This is a genomic window from Nocardioides abyssi (assembly GCF_030412915.1).
Taxonomy (GTDB): Bacteria; Actinomycetota; Actinomycetes; order Propionibacteriales; family Nocardioidaceae; genus Nocardioides; species Nocardioides abyssi.
The window spans coordinates 1-18,406 of record NZ_JAUHJR010000005.1; the positions used below are offsets into that span (position 1 = coordinate 1).

Here is an 18,406-nt window from a genome sequence, read left to right on the forward strand (position 1 = left end):
CACCGGCTGCCGCACACCCCCGACGAGGTCGTCGCGACCGAGGGCTGACGGACTAACCGGCCTCCCCCGGGCGTTGAGGACGACGTGGAGACCTACGACGCGGTGGTGGTCGGCGCCGGCCAGGCCGGCCTGTCGGCGTCGTACCACCTGCGCCGGCTCGGCCTGCGCCACGTCGTCCTCGACGCCGACCGCACGCCGGGCGGCGCGTGGCAGCACCGCTGGGACTCGCTGACCATGCACGACGTCCACGGCGTCGCCGCGCTGCCGGACTCCGCCCCTCCCACCGACGGGCACGCCGGGGACCAGGGCTCGGACCAGGGCGACGGGCAGAGCGACGGGCAGGGCCGCGCGAACGTCGTCGTGCCGGCGTACTTCGCCGCCTACGAGCGCACCCACGACCTCCCCGTCGTCCGCCCGGTCGAGGTCGACCGGGTCGAGGACGGCCCGGACCAGGACGGCCAGGGCGGCCTGCTGGTCGTGCACGCCGGCGACCGCTCCTGGACCACCCGCACGCTGGTGAACGCGACCGGCACCTGGCGGCGGCCGTTCGTCCCGCACTACCCGGGTGTGGAGACGTTCCGCGGCGAGCAGTGGCACACCGTCGCCTTCCCCGGCCCCGAGCACTTCCGCGGCCGGCGGGTGGTCGTCGTGGGTGGCGGCGCGTCGGCCGTCCAGCACCTCGGCGAGCTCGCGCCGGTCGCCGACACCCTGTGGGTCACCCGCCGCGAACCGGTCTGGCGCACCGACGACTTCACCCCCGAGCGCGGGCGGGAGGCCGTCGCGCTGGTGGAGGAGCGGGTACGCCGCGGGCTGCCGCCGACCAGCGTCGTCGGGGTCACCGGGCTGGTCCTGCGGCCGCAGGAGCAGGAGGCGGCCCGGCTCGGTGCCTACGAGCGGCACCCGATGTTCACCGCCGTCGAGCGCGACGGCGTCCGGATGCCCGACGGGTCGTTCGAGCGGGCCGACGCGATCCTGTGGGCGACCGGCTTCCGCCCGGCCGTCGCCCACCTGGCCCCGCTGCGGCTGCGCTCCGAGCTCGGCGGGATCCAGCTCGACGGGACGACGGCCGTCGCCGACCCCCGCGTCCAGCTCGTCGGCTACGGCCCCTCGGCCAGCACGATCGGCGCGAACCGCGCCGGGCGCACGGCCGCGACGTCGGTGCGGCGCTACCTCTCCGGCGCGTCCGCCACGCGCAGCAGCCTGGCCAGCTCCTGACGGTCCGGCAGGTCGGCCGGCTCGACGAGCCGGCCGCTGCGCACGAAGTAGAACGCCGCGTGCACCCGCTCGACCGGGACGTCGTGCAGCTCGGCCCACGCCTGGCGGTAGATCGCCAGCTGCAGCGGGTCGGCCTCCCCCGATCGGCCGGTCTTCCAGTCCACGACGAGGTAGCCCTCGCCTTCCGGGGTGTCCTCGCGGTAGACCGCGTCGATCCGCCCCCGGACCACCTGGCCGTCGACCACGAGCGCGAAGGACGGCTCGACCGCGTGCGGGACGCGCTCGGCGAACGTCCCCTCCTCGAACCGCGCGATCAGCTCCTGCAGGTCGGCGTCGTCGTCGATGTCCAGGTCGGCCCGGCCCGGCAGCTCGTCGGGGTCGATGAGCAGCTGCTGGCCGAAGCGCGCCTCGACCCACGCGTGGAAGCGGGTGCCGAAGCGGGCCGCCGACGACGGCTTGCGCGGCATCGGACGGGCCAGGTCGCGGGCGAGCTCGTCGGGGTCGTCGCGCAGCCGGGCCAGCGAGGTCGCCGACAGGCTGCTCGGCAGCGCCACCTCGACGTGCGGGGACCGGTCCCGACGCGCCTCGTCGAGCAGCCGCGCGATCTCCTCGTCCCACTGCTGGACCCGCTCGAGCTCGAGGACGTCCTCGATGCCGTCCTCGATGCCGCCGGCGAGCTCGGCGTCGGTGACCGGGTCGGCCCCGTGGACCCGCCGGGCGGCCTCGATGCGCCGCTCGACCTCGGCGGTGCGGTGCGAGATCGGCCAGGGCAGGTCGGGCGAGCGGTCGGCGTACGGGTTGTCCTCCCCCTTCACGACGCAGTCGGCCCAGCGGTCGGGCTCCGCGCCCCAGGTCGCCATCGCCTCCCGGGTCGCCAGCAGGTACGCCGAGGGGCCCAGGCCGCTCTTGAGCCGCGGCGCCCAGCGCCACGCCGAGACCCACAGCGAGTGGCGCGCGCGGGTCCACGCGACGTACCCCAGACGCAGCTCCTCGAGCGCCTCGTGGGCCTTGACCGCCTCGCCGAGCGCCTTGATGTCCTCGGGCGCGTGGCCGGCGAGCTGGGGCAGGTCGCGGGCGTCGCCACGGAGCGCGGTCGGCATCACCGACGGGACGGTCAGCCAGCTCGACCGCGTGCGGTTGGTGGGGAACTTGCGCTCGGTCACGCCCACGAGGAAGACCGCGTCCCACTCCAGGCCCTTGGCGCGGTGGACCGTGAGCAGCTTGACCGAGTCGGCCTCGGACGGGGTCGCGACGTCGAGGCCCTGGCCGAACTCGTCCTCGGCCTCGAGCCAGGCCAGCAGCGCCGGCAGCGTCACCTGGCCGTCGACGGCCTGGAACTCCGCGACCGCCTGCACGAACAGGTCGAGGTTGTCGCGCCGGGCCGCGGCCGCCGGGCTGACCGAGGAGGCGAGCTCGACGTCGATGCCCGTGGTGTCGACGATCCGGCGGACGAGGTCGAGGATCGGCTCGCCGACGGCCTGCCGCAGCCGGCGCAGCTCCGCGGCCAGCAGGCCGAAGCGCTCGCGTGCCTCGGGTGAGTACGCCAGGTCGCCCGGGTCCTCCAGCGCGTCGCACAGCGAGGCGATCTCGGTGGGGTCGGCGCCCTCGACGGCGGCCGCCAGCTGCGCGCGGACGTCCTCGAAGGCGGTCGCGCCCGACGTGTCGCCGGCCAGCTCGCGGGCGCGGCGGCCGAGCAGCGCGAGGTCGCGCGGCCCGATCGCCCAGCGGGGCCCGGCGAGCAGGGTCAGCAGCGCGGCGTTGGCCGTGACGTCCTGGACCAGGGTCATCGTGGCGACAACCTCCGAGACCTCCGGGAGCCGCAGCAGGCCCTTGAGGCCGACGATCTCGACGGGGATCTCGCGCTCGCTCAGCGCGTCGAAGACCGCGGCGGCGTGGGCGTTGTCGCGGGTCAGCACGCCGATCTCGCGCCAGCACGGGCCGTCCTTGGTCGCCGCGAGCCCCGCGTGGGTCTCCAGCACCCGGTCGGCGAGCCACGCGAGCTCGTCGTCCCACGTCTCGTGGACCACGGCGCGCACCTCGCCGGGCAGGGCCTCCGGCGCGGTCTCCAGCGGCAGCAGGTCGGGCCGGCTGGCGTAGAGGTCGGCGGCCAGGTGGTTGGCGGTGGCGAGGATCCGGGCGTCGGAGCGGCGGTTGACCGTGAGCGGGTAGGTCGTGCCGCGCTCGCCGCCGGCGGCGGGGAACTCGCGGGTGAACTCCAGGATGTTCGACACCGACGCCCCGCGCCAGCCGTAGATCGCCTGGTTGGGGTCGCCGACGGCCATGACGGGGTGACCCTGGCCGGAGGCGGAATCGGGCCCGGAGAAGAGCCGGCGCAGCATCAGCGCCTGGGCCACGGAGGTGTCCTGGTACTCGTCGAGCAGCACGACCTTGAACTTCGCCCGCTCGGCCTCGCCGACCGTCGGGCACTGCTCGGCCAGCCGCGCGGCGAGCGCGATCTGGTCGGAGAAGTCCATGAGCCCGTGGTGACGCTTGAGCGAGCGGTAGGCCTCGACCAGGCCGAGCAGCTCGGCGCGCTTGTCGATGGCGGCGACCGCCTTCTCGTTGAGCGCCCGGTAGGTCTTGCGGTGCTCGGTCGCCATTCCCTCGACCAGGAGCGGACGCAGCCGCTCGTCGTGGGCGCGGACCTCGTCGGGACCCACCAGGTGCTCGCTCATCTCGCCGTCGAGGGCGAGGAGGTACTGCACGACGTGGCGCGGGGAGTCGGTCAGCTGCTCGACGGGGGCGGCGTAGCGCTGCACGGCGCGCGTCGCCAGCTGGTAGCGGCTGGCGTCGGCGACGAGGCGGGTGTCGGGCTCGTGGCCGATGCGCAGGCCGTGCTCGGAGAGCAGCGCCGAGGCGTAGGAGTGGTACGTCGCGACCGTCGGCTCCTCGACCTCCTGCTCCTCACCGTCGGGGCCCGGCGCGCGGGTGCCGCGCTCGGGCAGCAGGCCGGCCTGCCGGAGGCTGTCGCGGATGCGCGTCTGCAGCTCGGCGGTGGCCTTGGTGGTGAAGGTCAGACCGAGGACCTCCCCCGGCGCGACCCGGCCGGTGGCGACCAGCCAGACCACGCGGGCGGCCATCACCGTGGTCTTGCCCGACCCGGCGCCGGCGATGACGACGGCCGGCTCGAGCGGGGCGGTGACCGCGGCGAACTGCTGGTCGCTGAACGTCCAGGTCACGCCCATCAGGTCGCGCAGCTGCTCGGGCGTCGTGATGTCCTGCGCGGCGGGGAGCGTCGCCCGGTCGGGCACGGTCGAGGTCACGAGAGCACCGTTCCTGAGGCCTTGGTCGGACAGATCGCGGTGAAGGCGCACCGCTCGCAGTGGCCGCCGGGGCGGGCGACGAACTCCTCGGCGCGGAGCGCGGCCGCGGCGGCGGCGAGCTGCTCCTCGACCAGGCGCGGCCCCTCCCCCTCGGCCGGGGGCTGGTGCTGCACCTTCGGCTCGACCTCGCCGATGCGCAGCTGCACGAGCTCGGCTCCTCCCGAGGCACCCGGCCCCTCGACGCCGGCGGCGCGCAGGTGCTCGTCGGCGGCGCCGTGGTCGACGGCGAGCTGGTAGAGGCCGAGCTGGGAGTGGCGCTGGACCTCGGGACCGGTGGGCGGGTACTTGCCGGTCTTCAGGTCGACGACGACGACCCGGCCGTCCTCGTCGAGCTCGAGGCGGTCGGCGTACCCGTGCAGGCGGACGACCTGCCCGTCGGGCAGCGTCACCTCGGCGCGCATCCTCGGCTCGACGGCCAGCACGGTGCGCGCGCCCGGGCGACGGTGCCAGGTGAGGAACCGCTGGAGGGCGGCCGCGACCGCCTCCCGCTCGCGGGCCCGCGACCAGGGCGTGCGGAACTCCATCCGGCCCCAGACCTCGTCGACCAGCGGCATCAGGTCGCGCTCGACGTCGACCTCCTCGGCCGGGACCTCGAGCGACCCGGTCGCGAGCCGCTCGGCGACCGCGTGCACGACCTTGCCGAAGCCCTGGCCGCTGGAGCTGACCACCTCGCCGCCGGCCTCGCGCTGCAGGAACCACTGGGCGGGGCAGGTGAGCAGGCCGTCGAGCGCGCTCGCCGAGAGCGTCAGCGGCTCCTCGGGCGGGCGCACGGGCCGCTCCGAGCGGCTGGGCGCACGCAGCCCCCACCAGGTGGCGGGGTCGGCCTGGGGCGCGACCGGGCGGCCGTGGACGTCGAGCTCGGCGAGCAGCCGCAGCCGACGCGCGGCCGCGCGGCGCAGGGCCTCGGGCTCGCCGGGGTCGGCGACGGTGCGGCGCAGCTCGGAGACCAGCCCGGCCATCGACAGCGGCCGCCGGGGCCGGCCGACGCGGTGGACCGGCTCGCGGCCGAGCTCGGTGAGGAAGCGGGAGGGTTGCTCGCCCTCGTCGTCGGGCGACCTGACCGCGGTGACGACCAGGCGCTGCTTGGCGCGGGTGGCGGCGACGTAGAAGAGCCGGCGCTCCTCGGCGAGCATCGCGCCGCGGGTCAGAGGGGGCAGCAGGCCGTCGCTGCCGATCCGGTCGGCCTGGAGCAACGAGTCGCGGCGGCGCAGGTCGGGCCAGGCGCCCTCCTGGACGTGGGCGACCACGACCAGGCGCCACTCCAGCCCCTTGGACCGGTGGGCGGTCAGCAGCCGGACGGCCTCGCCCCGGACCCCGCGGTCGGCGAGCGTGTCGGCGGGGATCTCCTGGGCCCGCAGCGTCGCCAGGAAGCTGCGGACGCTGCGGTGGCCCTGCTGCTCCTCGGTGCGGGCGGCGACCTCGAAGAGCGCGCACAGGGCGTCGAGGTCGCGGTGGGCCAGCCGGGCGCCCTGGCCGCCGGTGGCGGTCGCCTGCCGCAGGCGACGCCCCCAGTCGGTGCCGTCCCACAGCAGCCAGAGCACCTCCTCGGCGGTCGCGCCCTCGGCGAGCGCCTCGCGGGCGCGGGCGAGCAGGTCGGCCAGGCGCAGCGCGCGCCGGGCCGGCTCCCCGTCGAGGCCCGCGACCGCGGTGGGGTCGAGCACGGCGCGTCGGACCAGCTCGCGCGCGGGGGTGCCCGGGGAGAGGGCACGCAGCGCGCGGGTGAGCGCCCGGACGTCGGTCGCGTCGAGGCCGCCGAGCGGCGAGGTCAGCAGCGCCTCGGCCCGGTCGGCGCCGACGAAGTCCTCGTCGGCCGGGTCCTCCACGTCGGCGTCGACGACCACCCCGAGCGCGCCGAGCAGCGGCAGCACCGCCGGCTCGCGGACCAGCGGGGTCTCGTCGGCGGCCACCTCGACCGGCACCCCGGCGGCGGCCAGCGAGCGGCGCAGGCCCGGGATCGAGGCGCGGCCCGAGCGCACCAGCACGGCCATCTCCGACCACGGCACGCCGTCCTCGAGGTGGGCGCGGCGCAGCAGGTCGGCGGTGTGCTCGGTCTCGGCGCGGTGGGTGTCGAAGGTGAGCACCTCGACGCTGCCCGGGCCGTGGGCGTTGTCGGCCGGGGTGGGGTGGCGGAACGCGGCGTACTGCTCGACGGGGATGGAGCCCGTCACGCCGATCGAGGCGGCGATCGACCGCGAGGCGCGCAGCAGCCGCGAGCCGAACCGCCGCGTCGTGCCGAGCGCCACCACGGGCGCCGGGTCGCCGTCGCGGGTGGGGAACTCGCGGGGGAAGTCGAGGATGCCGCGCACGTCGGCGCCGCGGAAGCCGTAGATCGACTGGTCGGGGTCCCCGACGACGGTCAGGTCGCGGCCGTCCCCGGCGATCGCGCGCAGCAGCGCGACCTGGCTGGGATCGGTGTCCTGGTACTCGTCGACGAAGACGTGCCGCAGCTGGGCGCGCAGCTCGTCGCGGTGCACCTGCGCCTCGATGACCGCCCGCGCCACCAGGTCCGGGTAGTCGATCGCCGACTGGTCGCCCATGACGTCGAGGTACTGCCCGAGGAACAGGCCCGCCGCCTCCAGCTCCGGCATCGACTCCGTGCGCCCCAGCTCGACCAGGTCGTCGGGGTCCAGGCCGCGCTCGCGCGCCCGGGCCAGCACCGCGTGCACCTCGCGCGCGAAGCCGCGGGTGCCGACCGCGGCACGCAGGTGGTCGGGCCAGCGCACCGACTCCGGCGCGTCGGTGAGCAGCTCCTGGAGCACCACGTCCTGCTCGGGGGCCGAGAGCAGGCGCAGGGGCGCGGCGTACAGCTCCGCCGGCGCGTAGCGCCGCACCAGCGCGTAGGCGAAGGAGTGGAACGTCGAGGACAGCCCGGTCGCCATCGTGCGGCCCAGGCGGGCCGTCACCCGGTCGCGCAGCTGCTCGGCGGCCTTGCGCGAGAACGTCAGCGCCAGCACCTCGTCGGGCCGCGCGCCCTCCTCGACGCGTCGCACGATCGCCTCGACCAGCGTGGTCGTCTTGCCGGTGCCGGGCCCGGCCAGCACTAGCAGCGGCCCGCCGGGGTGGTCGACGACGCGCTGCTGGTGCTCGTCGAGGGTCGGGACGACGCCGGCCAGCGGGCGGCGCGCGAGCCGGTACGTCGTACCGGTGGGCCTCGTCGGCTGGGCGGTGGCGGTCATGGACCCATCACAACATCGAGCACCGACAGTGCGTCGCAGACCTGCCAGGATGGCGCCCGTGAGCACGCGCACCGTCGCCATCCTGGCCTTCGACGACATGGAGGTCCTCGACTTCGCGGGCCCCTACGAGGTCTTCAACGTCGCCGGCGAGCTCGGCGAGGGCCGGCCGTTCGAGGTGGTCACCGTCGGCCTGACCGGCGAGCCGGCGATCGGCCGCGGCGGCTTCACGGTGCTGCCCGACCACCGCCTCGCGGACTGCCCGCCCGTGGACGTGCTCGTGGTCCCCGGCGGCGCCGGCACCCGCGCGCTGCTCGACCACGAGGAGCTCGGCACCTTCCTGCGCGAGAGGTACGCCGCCGTCGAGCTGCTCATGTCGGTGTGCACCGGTGCGATGCTGCTCGCGCGGGCGGGCCTGCTCGCGGGGCTGCCGGCGACCACCCACCACACGACCTACGACGAGCTGGCCGCGATCGACCCGACCGTGTCGGTCGAGCGCGGTCCGCGGTTCGTGCGGGCCGCCGACCGGCTGTGGACCTCGGCGGGCGTCTCGGCCGGGGTCGACCTCGCGCTCGAGGTCGTCGAGCGGCTGGCCGGTCGGGCCGCCCGCGAGGTCACCGTGGCCGAGATGGAGTGGATGCGGGCGTAGGCGCGTCGGGCCGGGCCGGCCCCGACAGCGCGGCGTACCACCCGGCGAGCCGCCCCTCCAGGCTCACCTGCCGCAGCCGCTCCTCGATGGCGGTCACGTGCGCCACGTCGGTGGCGACCAGGGCGTGGTCGCCGGCGCGCAGCGCGGTCGTCGGCGAGGGGACGAAGAGCTGCCCCTCGCGCAGCAGCAGGGTGACCACTGCGCCCGGCGGCAGCCGCAGCTCAGCGACCTCGACGCCGGCCAGGCGCGACTGGGGCGCCACGGTGAACTGCAGGAGCGTCGCGTCGATGTCCTCCAGCGGCGCGGACTCGATCGAGACCGACCGCGGGTTCTCGTCCGCGGCGGCGCCCGTGCGGCGGGCGACCCACGGCAGGGTCGGGCCCTGGACGAGGGTGAAGACCACGACCAGCAGGAAGACCACGTCGAAGATCCGCTCGGCGCCCGGCAGCCCGACGCTCATCGGGATCGTCGCGAGCACGATCGGCACCGCGCCGCGCAGGCCCGCCCAGCTGATGAAGACCTGGTCGCGCAGCGGCACCCGGAACGGCAGCAGGCAGGCCAGCACCGAGACCGGGCGGGCGACCAGCGTCAGCGAGGCACCGACCACGACGGCCCACGGCAGCGCCTCGAGCAGCCGGCCGGGGCTGGCGAGCAGGCCGAGCAGGACGAAGAGGCCGATCTGGGCCAGCCAGGCCATGCCCTCCACGAAGCCCTCGGTCGTGCTGCGGTGGGGCAGGTCGGCGTTGCCCAGCACGAGCCCGGCGACGTAGATCGCCATGATCGGGCTCGCCCCGACCAGGCCGGAGACCGCGAACGCGGAGAACGCGATCGCGAGCGTCGCCAGCGGGTAGAGGCCGCTGGCGGGCAGCGCGCTGCGCCGCAGCAGCCAGACCCCGGCGAGCGCCACGACGACACCGGTGAGCAGCCCGACGACTAGCTGGTAGCCGATCTGGCCGGTGATGCTCAGCACCCCCGACCCCTCCCAGGCGTCGCTGGTGACCACGCTGACCAGCACGATCACCGGCGGGTCGTTGAAGCCGGACTCGGCCTCCACCAGCGAGCGCAGCCGGCTGCGCACCGGCATCGCGCGGAGCACCGAGAAGACCGCGGCCGCGTCGGTCGAGGACGCGACGGCCCCCAGCACGATCGCGGTGCGCAGGTCGACGTCGAGGACGAGCAGCACGAGCCCGCTGGTGACCGCGACACTGATGAAGACGCCCGCCGTGGCCAGCACGGCCGCCATCGGGGCGACCGGCCGCACGGTCGACCACCGCGTCGTGAAGCCGCCGTCGGCAAGGATCACGGCCAGCGCGAGGTTGCCCAGCACCTGGGTGAGCTCGGCGTCCTCGAACCGCAGCCCGAGGCCGGACTCCCCCAGCGCCAGGCCGATCCCGAGGTAGAGCAACAGGCTCGGCAGGCCCGCGCGCGACGCGAGGCGCACGGCCGCGGCGGCGGCGAGGACCACCAGCGCGGCCACGAGCACCACCGCGTTGAGGTCGGCGGCGTCCAGCCCGGAGTCGAACCCGGCGAGCTCAGCCAGCCCCACGCGCGTGCCCCCGCCCCAGCACGGCATCCACCTCCACCAGCTCGAGCCCCTCCGGCAGCGCGGCGGCCAACCCGTCGACCTCGTCGAACAGCCCGGCCGCGTCCCGCTCGGCGACGGCGGTGACCAGCGCCCGCTCCGCACCCTGCTCGGCCTCCGCGACCGGGTCGGCGTACGCCGTGCCGGTGGCGGGCGGCGGGAGCTCGGCGCGCAGCTGCGCGAGCACCCGCACGTCGGTGCCGTCGCGGGTCGTGGCGCGGGTCAGCAGTGGCAGCACGACCTCGCCGGTCGGCCAGCCGCGGACCTCCTCGAGGCCCGGCAGGTGCGGCACGGGTCCGCAGTCGGCGACCCGCACGACCCGTCCACGGCGCAGCACGGCGACCCCGCGACCGGCGCCGGCCCAGGCGACCGAGGCCCACGCAAGCAGGCCCACCACCGCCAGGGCGAGGACGAGGCCGGCCGGTGTGGTCACGCTTCAAGCGTGACCGACACCCGGCGCGCACCGAATGGGTGCTGGCACCCATCTCGCCGCCAACACCCCAGAAGCACGCCTTCTGGGAGGGTGGACCCGTGCGCGGGCTCCCTCTCTACTGGAAGGTCGTCCTGACCAACGGCGCGGTCTTCCTCGCCGGGACGCTCGCCCTCGCCCTCACGCCGGCCCGGGTCTCCGAGGACGTGCTGGCCTCCGAGGCGGTCGTGCTCGCCGTCGGGCTGACCGTGATGGTCGTCGTGGACGCCTGGCTGCTGCGCTCCACGCTGCGCCCGGTCGACCGGGTGATCCGCGAGATGGAGACCGTCGACCTGGTGCGCCCCGGCCGCCGCCTCGACCAGCCGCCCGCAGGCCCCGGCGCCCAGCTCGTCTCCGGCTGGAACGCGCTGCTCGACCGGCTCGAGGCCGAGCGGGCCGAGGGCTCCGCCAAAGCGCTGGCCGCCCAGGAGGCCGAGCGCCACCGCATCGCCCAGGAGCTCCACGACGAGGTCGGCCAGAGCCTGACGGTCGTGCTGCTCGGGCTCAAGCGCGCCGAGGACCAGGTGCCGCCGGAGCTGGCCGACGTCGCCGACGACCTCGCGCTCGTGCGGGAGAGCGCCCGCGCCGGCCTCGACGACGTACGCCGCGTGGCGCGCCGGCTGCGGCCCGGCGTGCTCGAGGACCTCGGCCTGCTCAGCGCGCTGGCCGCGCTGGCCAGCGACTTCACCGCGCTCGGCCGCGGCCACCTGACGCGCACCACCAGCCCGGGCCTGCCACCGCTGTCGCCGCAGGCCGAGCTCGTGGTCTACCGCGTCGCGCAGGAGGCGCTGACGAACGTGGCGCGGCACGCGGCGGCCACCGAGGTCGCGCTCTCGCTGACCCGCGTGGGCGACGCGGTCGTGCTCGAGGTCCGCGACGACGGCCACGGCACCCCCATCGACGAGCCGGGCTCCGGGGTGCTCGGCATGCGCGAGCGGGCCGTGCTCGTCGGCGGGACGCTCGCCATCGACAGCGTTCCCGGCCAGGGCACGACGGTCCGGCTGGCGGTGCCCGCATGAGCACGCCGGCCGCCCCGGGCGCCCGCACCCGGATCCTGCTCGCCGACGACCACACGCTGGTGCGCCGCGGCGTACGCCTCATCCTCGACGCCGAGCCCGACCTCGAGGTCGTCGCGGAGGCCGGTGACGGTGCCGAGGCCGTCGCGCTGCTGCGCGACGTCGAGGTCGACCTGGTGGTCCTCGACATCGCGATGCCGCGGATGACCGGGCTGCAGGCGGCGCGGGAGATCAGCCGGCGCCCGCACCCGCCGAAGCTGCTGATGCTCTCGATGCACGACAACGAGCAGTACTTCTTCGAGGCACTCAAGGCCGGTGCCAGCGGCTACGTGCTGAAGTCGGTGGCCGACGAGGACCTCGTGGGCGCCTGCCGGGCGGCGGTCCGCGGTGAGGCCTTCGTCTACCCCGGCGCGATGGGGACGCTGGTGCGCGACTACCTCGACCGGCTGCGCCGCGGCGAGCGGGTGCCGGAGACCGTGCTCACCGCCCGCGAGGACCAGGTGCTCAAGCTGGTCGCCGAGGGCGCCTCCACCCGCGAGATCGCCCGGCTGCTGACCATCAGCCCCAAGACCGTCGAGCGGCACCGCGCCAACATCCTCGCCAAGCTCGGCATGAACGACCGCACCCAGCTCACCCGCTACGCCATCCGCGCCGGGCTCGTGGAGCCCTGACGCGGGCGGCCGGGTCCCCGATTGGGGCAAGGTCGGGGCCGGTCGGGGTAGTGACGGTCAGGAACGTCCGTCCAGGGACTCGTGACGGACGTCTCCGACCGTTATTACTACCCCCGCAGGTGCGCCGGCTCCGGTCAGCGACCGCCGCCCACTCGCAGCGTCGTGCCGGTGACGTACGAGGCCTCGGGCGACACCAGCCAGCCGACCGCGTCCGCGACCTCCCGCGGGTCGCCGGCACGGCCGAGCGGCACGGTCGGCCCGACCCGGGCCAGCCGCCCGGGCTCGCCGGCGTCGGCGTGGATGGTGGTGTCGATGATCCCGGGGGCCACGGCGACGACCCGCACGCCGTCGCCGGCCACCTCCTGGGCGAGCCCGACGGTCATCGCGTCGACGCCGGCCTTGGCGGCGGCGTACTGCACGTACTCCCCCGGCGACCCGGTCGTCGCGGCCACGGACCCGATCGTCACGAGCACCCCGCCGGAGCCGCCGCGGCTGGTCGCCATCGCGCGGACCGCCGCGCGGGCGACGTACAGCGCGGAGGTGAGGTTGAGCTCGACGGTGCGGGCGATCACCTCGACGGGGGTGTCGGCGAGCGGGCCGACGTGGAGGGTGGCGCCGGCGTTGGAGACCACGCAGGTCAGCGGCCCGGCCTGCGCGAAGAGCCGCTCGACCTGGTCGGGGTCGACCACGTCGGCGCGCACGAGCGTGCAGGCCGCGCCGAGCGCCTCGACCTCGGCACGGGTGCGCTCGGCGGCGTCCTCGTCGGAGCGGTGGGCGAGCACCAGGTCGTGCCCGTCGCGCGCGAGCCGGCGGGCGACCGCCGCGCCGATGCCGCGGGTGCCGCCGGTGACCAGGGTGCGTGGCCGCTCGGCCGGGGTCTCGTCCACCCGGCCATCCTCACCCATCCGACCGGGGCCCCGGCCTCAGCCGACCGGCCGCAGCACCCCGCTGGAGTCGCGCAGGCCGGCCCGGTCGAGGGTCATCGTGCCGATGGTGAACGGCTCGGGGTCCACGTGCACCACCTTCGGGATGCCGCTGGGCCGGGTCTGCCACAGCCGCGACCCGTCCGGCGCGTCGGCCCACCGCACGTCGAAGTCGCGCAGCTGCAGCTCGAGCCGGTCGGCGTGGACGTCGGCCCGCAGGTAGTTGGTCAGGCCGTACTGGAACATCCCGCCGTGCGTCACCTGCACCACCCCGTCGCGGGCGACCGCGGACACGTCGTGCACCTCGCCGGCGAGGTAGAGGTCGACGCCGTGGTCGCGGAAGGTCCGCCACAGCGCCGAGCCCGCGCCGCCACGGATGCTGAGACCGCTGGAGCCGCGGGCCTTGTCGACCGGCAGGACGGGCGCATGGCCCTGCACGACGAGCCACTCGACACCGTCGCGCTCGGCGCGGTCGAGCACGCGGCGCAGCCACCGCAGCTGGGCCCGGTCCACCTGCACCCGGGCGCGGCGCTCGGTGACGTCGAAGACGTCGAGGGTGACCAGCTGCAGCTCGGGCACCGGCCGCACGGCGTACGCCAGCATCTCGTGCCGTGACCCGCGCGGGCGGTCGCGCCACCGCGGGGAGCCGTCGGGCTTGCGGGCGAACCACCGGGCCCAGGCCTGTTCGTAGGCGGGGACGAGCCGGCGGTCGTCGGCACGCCACGGGTTGTCGCCGAGCTCGTGGTCGCCGACGGCCGGGAGCACCGACAGCCCGCGGGAGCGGAACCGCTCCAGCCACTGCGGGTAGTACGTCGCCGCCGCCCGCCGCACCGCCCGACGCCGCTCGCGGTGGGTGTCGACCGGGCCGAAGACGCGGGCGCCGGTCTTGTCGTCGCCCCAGTGGCCCTCGACGAGGTCGCCCGCGACCAGCACGCTGCCCGGGCGCTCGGCGCGGAAGGCGTCCAGCACCCGGCCCAGCGCGGTGCGGTAGGAGGCGTTGGTGGAGTTCTCCGAGCGGCTCGGGCTCCACGACGTCGGCCCGCGGCGCAGGTCGCCGACGTCGGCGTTGAGGAAGTCCGGGCTCGAGACGAAGCGGTACGCCGCCGGCTCGGCGCGCCCGCCCAGCGACACCAGCCCGGTGGTGACCGCCCCGGTCCGCCCGGCCGCCGCCTCGACCGCGACCTGCTCGCCGGCGCCGGCCGTGACGACGAGCGGCACCACCAGCCGCCGCTCCCCCGGGTGCACCAAGCAGCGCAGCTGGTCGCCGTCGGCGGTGATGCTGGACCGCTCGTGGATGACCGAGCTCGCCGCGCAGCCGTCGGGGACCGCCGTGACCCGGGCGCCGGCCGCGCTCACCAGCAGGACCGTCACCTCGGAGGACACCTCGACGTCGACCGAGGCGACCAGCGCGTCGCCGGCCCGGACCGCCACCACCGCGCCCGACCAGCGGATCGCGACCGAGGCCGGCTCGGCGTGGCCGGGGCCCGCGAGCGCGAGGGTGTTGCACCCGGCGAGGGCCAGGACGGCAGCGAGCAGGCGACGGGGGCGCACGGGACCTCCAGGGAGCACCGGGGAGCACGGACCAGCAGTGCTCCTGGCGGGTCCCGCGGGAGGGCCCGTCGCCGTCGAGCAGCGCTCGGACTTTACCGACGGATCGCGCCTCGTCGCAGGCGAACGGTCGTGTCGCGGACCACGCCCCTGCCGGGTCCGCGCCCGCTTTCAAGCGTCCGGGGCCGCTTTCAGGCGTCGGCGGGGCGCTCGTTGTAGCCCGGCGCGACCTCCTGGCCGCTGAGCCGCTGGATCGCGGCCATCACCTCGTCGGTGAGCAGGCGCCGCGCGCGGCCCAGGGGTACGCCGTCGTACCGCCCGCGCGGGTCGATCGGCTCCCCGAACGCCACGTCGACGTGGACCAGGCGCGGGAGCCGGGCGCCGACGGGCTGGAGCTGCTCGGTGCCGCGCAGCCCCACCGGGACGACCGGGGCGCCGGCGGTCAGCGCGAGGTGGGCGACGCCGGTGCGGCCGCGGTGGAGGCGGCCGTCGCGGGAGCGGGTGCCCTCGGGGTAGATCCCGAACGCGTCGCCCCGCGCCAGCACGTCCAGCGCGGTGTCGAGGCTGGCCATCGCCGCCCGGGTGTCGTCGCGGTCGACCGGGAGCATCCCGAGCCCCTCGAACCACGCCCGCTGCAGCCGCCCGCGCACGCCCGTGCCGGTGAAGTAGTCGGACTTGGCCAGGAAGACCACCGTCCGCGGCACGACGACGGGGATCACCACCGAGTCGGCGAAGCTGAGGTGGTTGCTGGCCAGGATCACCGGCCCGGTCGGCGGCACGTGGTGCAGGCCGGTGACCGTCGGCCGCCAGACGGCGCGAGCCAGGGGCGGCACGACCGCGGAGAGGACGCCGTACACCGACGGTGCGCTGGGCATGCCAGCCAGCATGCTGGTTACCCGCGGGTCGGCCGCATCGCGCGCTGCCGCCGCCCCATGTAACGCGCTGTTCGCCACTGTGTAGGCACGTTGCAGCGTGCCTACACAGCGGCGAACGTTCCGTTACAACGGGGCGGGACCCGGGGTGGCCACGCCGCTGAGCCCGGGTACTCAGCGCGGTTGAGGCCTCGCCCCGATCCGCCGGAGCTCGCTCCCACGGTGGGATGGCGGCATGAGCCCGACCGCCCTCGCCACCTGCCCGACCTGCGGGTCGAACGTGCCCCTCGACCGCCTCCCCCGCGCGCCGCTGCCGACCTACCCCGGCCACCCGGGCCAGCACCCGCCGCTGCCGACCTACCCGGTGCCTGCACCCGCCCCGGCCGCCGGCCCCTCGGCCGGCCCCACGGCCAACCCGGTCGGACCCGGGCGACCAGCACGCCGCGGCCTGTCCGCCCCGTCGGTCCCCGCGCTGCTGCTCGGCCTCGGCGCACTGTGCCTGCTGGTCGCGGCGGTGGCGTTCCTGGCGGTCGCGTGGTCAGCGCTCGGCGTCGGCGGCCGCACGGCGGTGCTGGTCGGGCTGACCGGTGCCGCCGCCGGCCTCGGCGTCGTCCTCGCCCGCCGCGGCCTCCGCATCGCGGGCGAGTCGCTGTCGACGGTCTCGCTCGGCCTGCTCGCGCTCGACGTCGCGGGCGCGGCCTCCGCCGGCTGGCTCGGCGGCGCGGACGGCTCCACCACCGTCGTCGTCGGCGGGCTGGTCCTCGCGGCCGCCGCGCTGACCTGGCTCCCCACGGGCCTCGGCGCCCCTCAGGTCGTCGCTCCGCTCTCGCTCGTCACGGCCGCCCTCGCCGCGGTCGACACCACCGGTCACCCGCACGTCGTCCCCGCGGTCGCGACCGTCGTCCTGGCCGCGGTCGCCTGGCTCGGCGTCACCGTCGGCGCCCGCCTGCTGCCGTGGTCGGCCGGCGTCGCCGCGGTCGTCTGCTGGTCCTGGCTCGCGCTCGCCGGCCTGCTCGAGGCCGCGGCGCACCCCTCGCTGTCCGGCCTCTGGGCCGACCGCCACGCGCTCCCCCTCGTCACCGCCGCCGCGCTCCTCGTCGTCCCGGGCCTGCGCTGGCGACCGGTCCTCGGCGGCACCGCCACCCTGCTGACCCTGGTCGCCGTGCTGCCCGCCCTCGACGAGGGAGGCACCGCGGCCGGGCTCGCCGCCGTCGTCGCGCTCGCGACGTGGGCGGCCCTCGGCGCGCTGACCCGCGCCGGCACCACCGCGCCGGTCCGCCTGCCGCTGCTCGTCTCCGCCGCCGGCACCGTCGTCCTGCTGCTGGTCCTGGTCACCGAGGCGGCCACCCGGCTGCTGTCACTCGCCGGGCCCGCCGCCGTCGACGCCGCCGTGCGCCTGCCCGCCGACCCCGCCCCGGCGACCCCCGCCCTCGCGCTCGCCGCCGCGCTCGCCCTCGTCGCGGCGTACGTCGTCGGGGCGGGCCGTGCCGTCCCGCTCCCGGTCTGGGCGGCCGCCGCCCTCGTCGGCACGACCACCACGCTCGCGCTGCTGCCGGTGCCGCTCGCCGTCGTCGTAGCGCTCCTGGCCGTCGCCGGCCTCGTCGCCGTGCGGGCCCACCTCGTCGCCGGGTTGCTCCTCCTCGCGGCCGTCGTCGTCGCGCTGCCCAGCGAGGTGCTGACCGTCGGCGCCCTGGCCGCGCTCGTCGCCGGCTGCGTCCTCGTGCTGCACCGCCCGGTCGCGGCGGCGGTGCTGCCCGCCGCGCTGGCCGGCCTCGTCTGGACGGCGCTCGCGGTCGCCGACGTCGACGTCGCCCAGCGCGGGGTGCCGGTGCTGCTGGCCGTCGCCGCGGTCGCCCTGCTGCGCCCCCGTCCCGAGCTCGAGGCCGTCGCCGCCGTCTCGGGCGCGGTCGCCGCCGTGCTCGCGGTCACCGGCCCCACGTCGCTGGCCGTGCACCTGACCGTCGCAGGCGCGCTCGTGACCACCCACGCCCTGCTCGTCGCCGACCGCCGGGCGCTCGCGTGGCTCGGCGGGCTGCTGCTGGCGGCCGCGACCTGGGTGCGCCTGGCCGACCTCGGCGTGACCGCGCCCGAGGCCTACACGCTGCCCTCGGCCGCGGCCCTGCTGCTCGTCGGCCTCGCCCACCTGCGCCGACACCCCGACGCCCCCACCGGTCCCGCGCTCACGCCCGGCCTGCTGCTGGCCACGGTCCCCACGCTGCTGTGGGTGCTCGCCCTCGAGCCGGTCTCGCTGCGGGCGGCCCTGCTCGGCGCCGGGTGCCTGGCGCTCGTCCTCGGCGGCACCCACCTGCGGTGGAGCGCGCCGGTCTCGGTCGGCTGGGTGGTCGGCACCGTGCTGGTGCTGCGGGAGCTCGCGCCGTACGCCGCCGCCACCCCGCAGTGGGTGCTCATCGGCGCCGCCGGCACCGCCCTCACCGTCGTCGGCGTCACCTGGGAGCGGCGGCTCGGCGAGCTGCGGCGCGCCCAGTCGTACGTCGGCCGGCTGCGCTGAGCCGTCGGTCGGCCGCGGGCGGGACACATCCGTTCGATGGCGCGGTGGTGGACCGGGGTGAGCGCTGCTCAGCGACATTCCCGCGCAATTGAACGATCGTGGCGCCTGGAGGACCCGGAACCACCGAGGGCTCAGGACTCGACGGACGGCGGCTGGAAGAACGCAGCGACCAGGTCGACCTTGCCCGAGGGCCGCAACGGGGTCCCCTCGGCACGGTGGTGCTCGGTGGCGGTGCCCTCGTGGCAGGCGGGCGGTGAGCCGTCGGCGCGGACGACGCGCCACCACGGCACGGCGCCGCCGTGCTGGGACATCACGTTGCCGACGCGGCGGGGACCGAAGCGGCCGACGGCGTCGGCGATCGCGCCGTACGTCGTCACCCGGCCGGCGGGCACCGCCTCCACGCAGGCCAGGACCGCCTCGACGTAGTCCTCCGGATGCCGCACGGGCCCGACGCTA

At 76.5% G+C, this 18,406-nt stretch carries 13 protein-coding genes; 5 read left to right on the forward strand and 8 right to left on the reverse strand.

The window, feature by feature from the left end; all coding sequences use genetic code 11:
• The first annotated feature begins 84 nt into the window (after positions 1–84).
• Entirely contained in the window at positions 85–1,215 is a 1,131-nt protein-coding gene (locus QWY29_RS12615; RefSeq protein WP_300961371.1) for an FAD-dependent oxidoreductase, read from the forward strand.
• Here the strand turns inward: QWY29_RS12615 and QWY29_RS12620 are convergent.
• Complete coding sequence (locus QWY29_RS12620) at positions 1,167–4,478, reverse strand: ATP-dependent helicase (RefSeq protein ID WP_300961372.1); 3,312 nt, start codon at positions 4,476–4,478, stop codon at positions 1,167–1,169. The genes QWY29_RS12615 and QWY29_RS12620 overlap by 49 nt on opposite strands.
• On the reverse strand, positions 4,475–7,714 hold the full coding sequence (locus tag QWY29_RS12625; protein ID WP_300961373.1) for an ATP-dependent helicase: 3,240 nt from the start codon (positions 7,712–7,714) through the stop codon (positions 4,475–4,477). The genes QWY29_RS12620 and QWY29_RS12625 overlap by 4 nt, the downstream gene beginning before the upstream one ends.
• Before the next feature lie 49 nt (positions 7,715–7,763).
• Here QWY29_RS12625 and QWY29_RS12630 point away from each other — a divergent pair, with 49 nt between their 5' ends.
• Positions 7,764–8,360 (forward strand): DJ-1/PfpI family protein, encoded by a 597-nt coding sequence (locus QWY29_RS12630; RefSeq protein WP_439117426.1) that lies wholly within the window; start codon positions 7,764–7,766, stop codon positions 8,358–8,360.
• Here QWY29_RS12630 and QWY29_RS12635 read toward each other — a convergent pair.
• Positions 8,326–9,906, reverse strand: coding sequence for a potassium/proton antiporter (locus QWY29_RS12635; protein WP_300961375.1), 1,581 nt, complete (start codon positions 9,904–9,906; stop codon positions 8,326–8,328). The genes QWY29_RS12630 and QWY29_RS12635 overlap by 35 nt on opposite strands.
• Positions 9,893–10,375: a hypothetical protein gene (locus QWY29_RS12640; RefSeq protein ID WP_300961376.1), complete on the reverse strand. Its 483-nt coding sequence runs from the start codon at positions 10,373–10,375 to the stop codon at positions 9,893–9,895. Before QWY29_RS12640 ends, QWY29_RS12635 begins: the two co-directional genes overlap by 14 nt.
• Before the next feature lie 98 nt (positions 10,376–10,473).
• Here QWY29_RS12640 and QWY29_RS12645 point away from each other — a divergent pair, with 98 nt between their 5' ends.
• The gene (locus tag QWY29_RS12645; protein WP_300961377.1) at positions 10,474–11,430 is read left to right on the forward strand and encodes a sensor histidine kinase; all 957 of its coding nucleotides are present in this window, start codon (positions 10,474–10,476) and stop codon (positions 11,428–11,430) included.
• Positions 11,427–12,098 (forward strand): response regulator, encoded by a 672-nt coding sequence (locus QWY29_RS12650; protein WP_300961378.1) that lies wholly within the window; start codon positions 11,427–11,429, stop codon positions 12,096–12,098. The genes QWY29_RS12645 and QWY29_RS12650 overlap by 4 nt, the downstream gene beginning before the upstream one ends.
• A gap of 134 nt (positions 12,099–12,232) precedes the next feature.
• Here the strand turns inward: QWY29_RS12650 and QWY29_RS12655 are convergent, their stop codons facing one another.
• From QWY29_RS12655 to QWY29_RS12665, 3 genes are all read right to left on the reverse strand, one after another.
• Positions 12,233–12,985 carry an SDR family NAD(P)-dependent oxidoreductase gene (locus QWY29_RS12655; protein WP_300961379.1) on the reverse strand — a complete coding sequence of 251 codons (753 nt, stop codon included), beginning with the start codon at positions 12,983–12,985 and terminating at the stop codon, positions 12,233–12,235.
• A gap of 36 nt (positions 12,986–13,021) precedes the next feature.
• A complete protein-coding gene (locus tag QWY29_RS12660; RefSeq protein WP_300961380.1) occupies positions 13,022–14,572 on the reverse strand; it encodes a metallophosphoesterase family protein in 1,551 nt (516 codons plus the stop codon).
• A gap of 188 nt (positions 14,573–14,760) precedes the next feature.
• Positions 14,761–15,444: a lysophospholipid acyltransferase family protein gene (locus QWY29_RS12665; RefSeq protein ID WP_300961381.1), complete on the reverse strand. Its 684-nt coding sequence runs from the start codon at positions 15,442–15,444 to the stop codon at positions 14,761–14,763.
• Positions 15,445–15,676: 232 nt separating this feature from the next.
• On the opposite strand from QWY29_RS12665, the gene QWY29_RS12670 reads away from it, so the two are divergent.
• Positions 15,677–17,950 carry an SCO7613 C-terminal domain-containing membrane protein gene (locus QWY29_RS12670; protein WP_300961382.1) on the forward strand — a complete coding sequence of 758 codons (2,274 nt, stop codon included), beginning with the start codon at positions 15,677–15,679 and terminating at the stop codon, positions 17,948–17,950.
• Between the two features lie 131 nt (positions 17,951–18,081).
• On the opposite strand, the gene QWY29_RS12675 is transcribed toward QWY29_RS12670, so the two are convergent.
• Positions 18,082–18,393, reverse strand: a complete 312-nt coding sequence (locus QWY29_RS12675) for an MGMT family protein (protein WP_300961383.1) — start codon at positions 18,391–18,393, stop codon at positions 18,082–18,084.
• Positions 18,394–18,406 lie beyond the last annotated feature (13 nt).

Excerpts from the sequence above, each read along its gene's own strand:
- QWY29_RS12670 (WP_300961382.1), top strand. The coding sequence starts at position 15,677 with ATGAGCCCGACCGCCCTCGCCACCTGCCCGACCTGCGGGTCGAACGTG.
- QWY29_RS12625 (WP_300961373.1), bottom strand. The coding sequence starts at position 7,714 with ATGACCGCCACCGCCCAGCCGACGAGGCCCACCGGTACGACGTACCGG.
- QWY29_RS12665 (WP_300961381.1), bottom strand. The coding sequence starts at position 15,444 with ATGCCCAGCGCACCGTCGGTGTACGGCGTCCTCTCCGCGGTCGTGCCG.
- QWY29_RS12650 (WP_300961378.1), top strand. The coding sequence starts at position 11,427 with ATGAGCACGCCGGCCGCCCCGGGCGCCCGCACCCGGATCCTGCTCGCC.
- QWY29_RS12630 (WP_439117426.1), top strand. The coding sequence starts at position 7,764 with ATGGCGCCCGTGAGCACGCGCACCGTCGCCATCCTGGCCTTCGACGAC.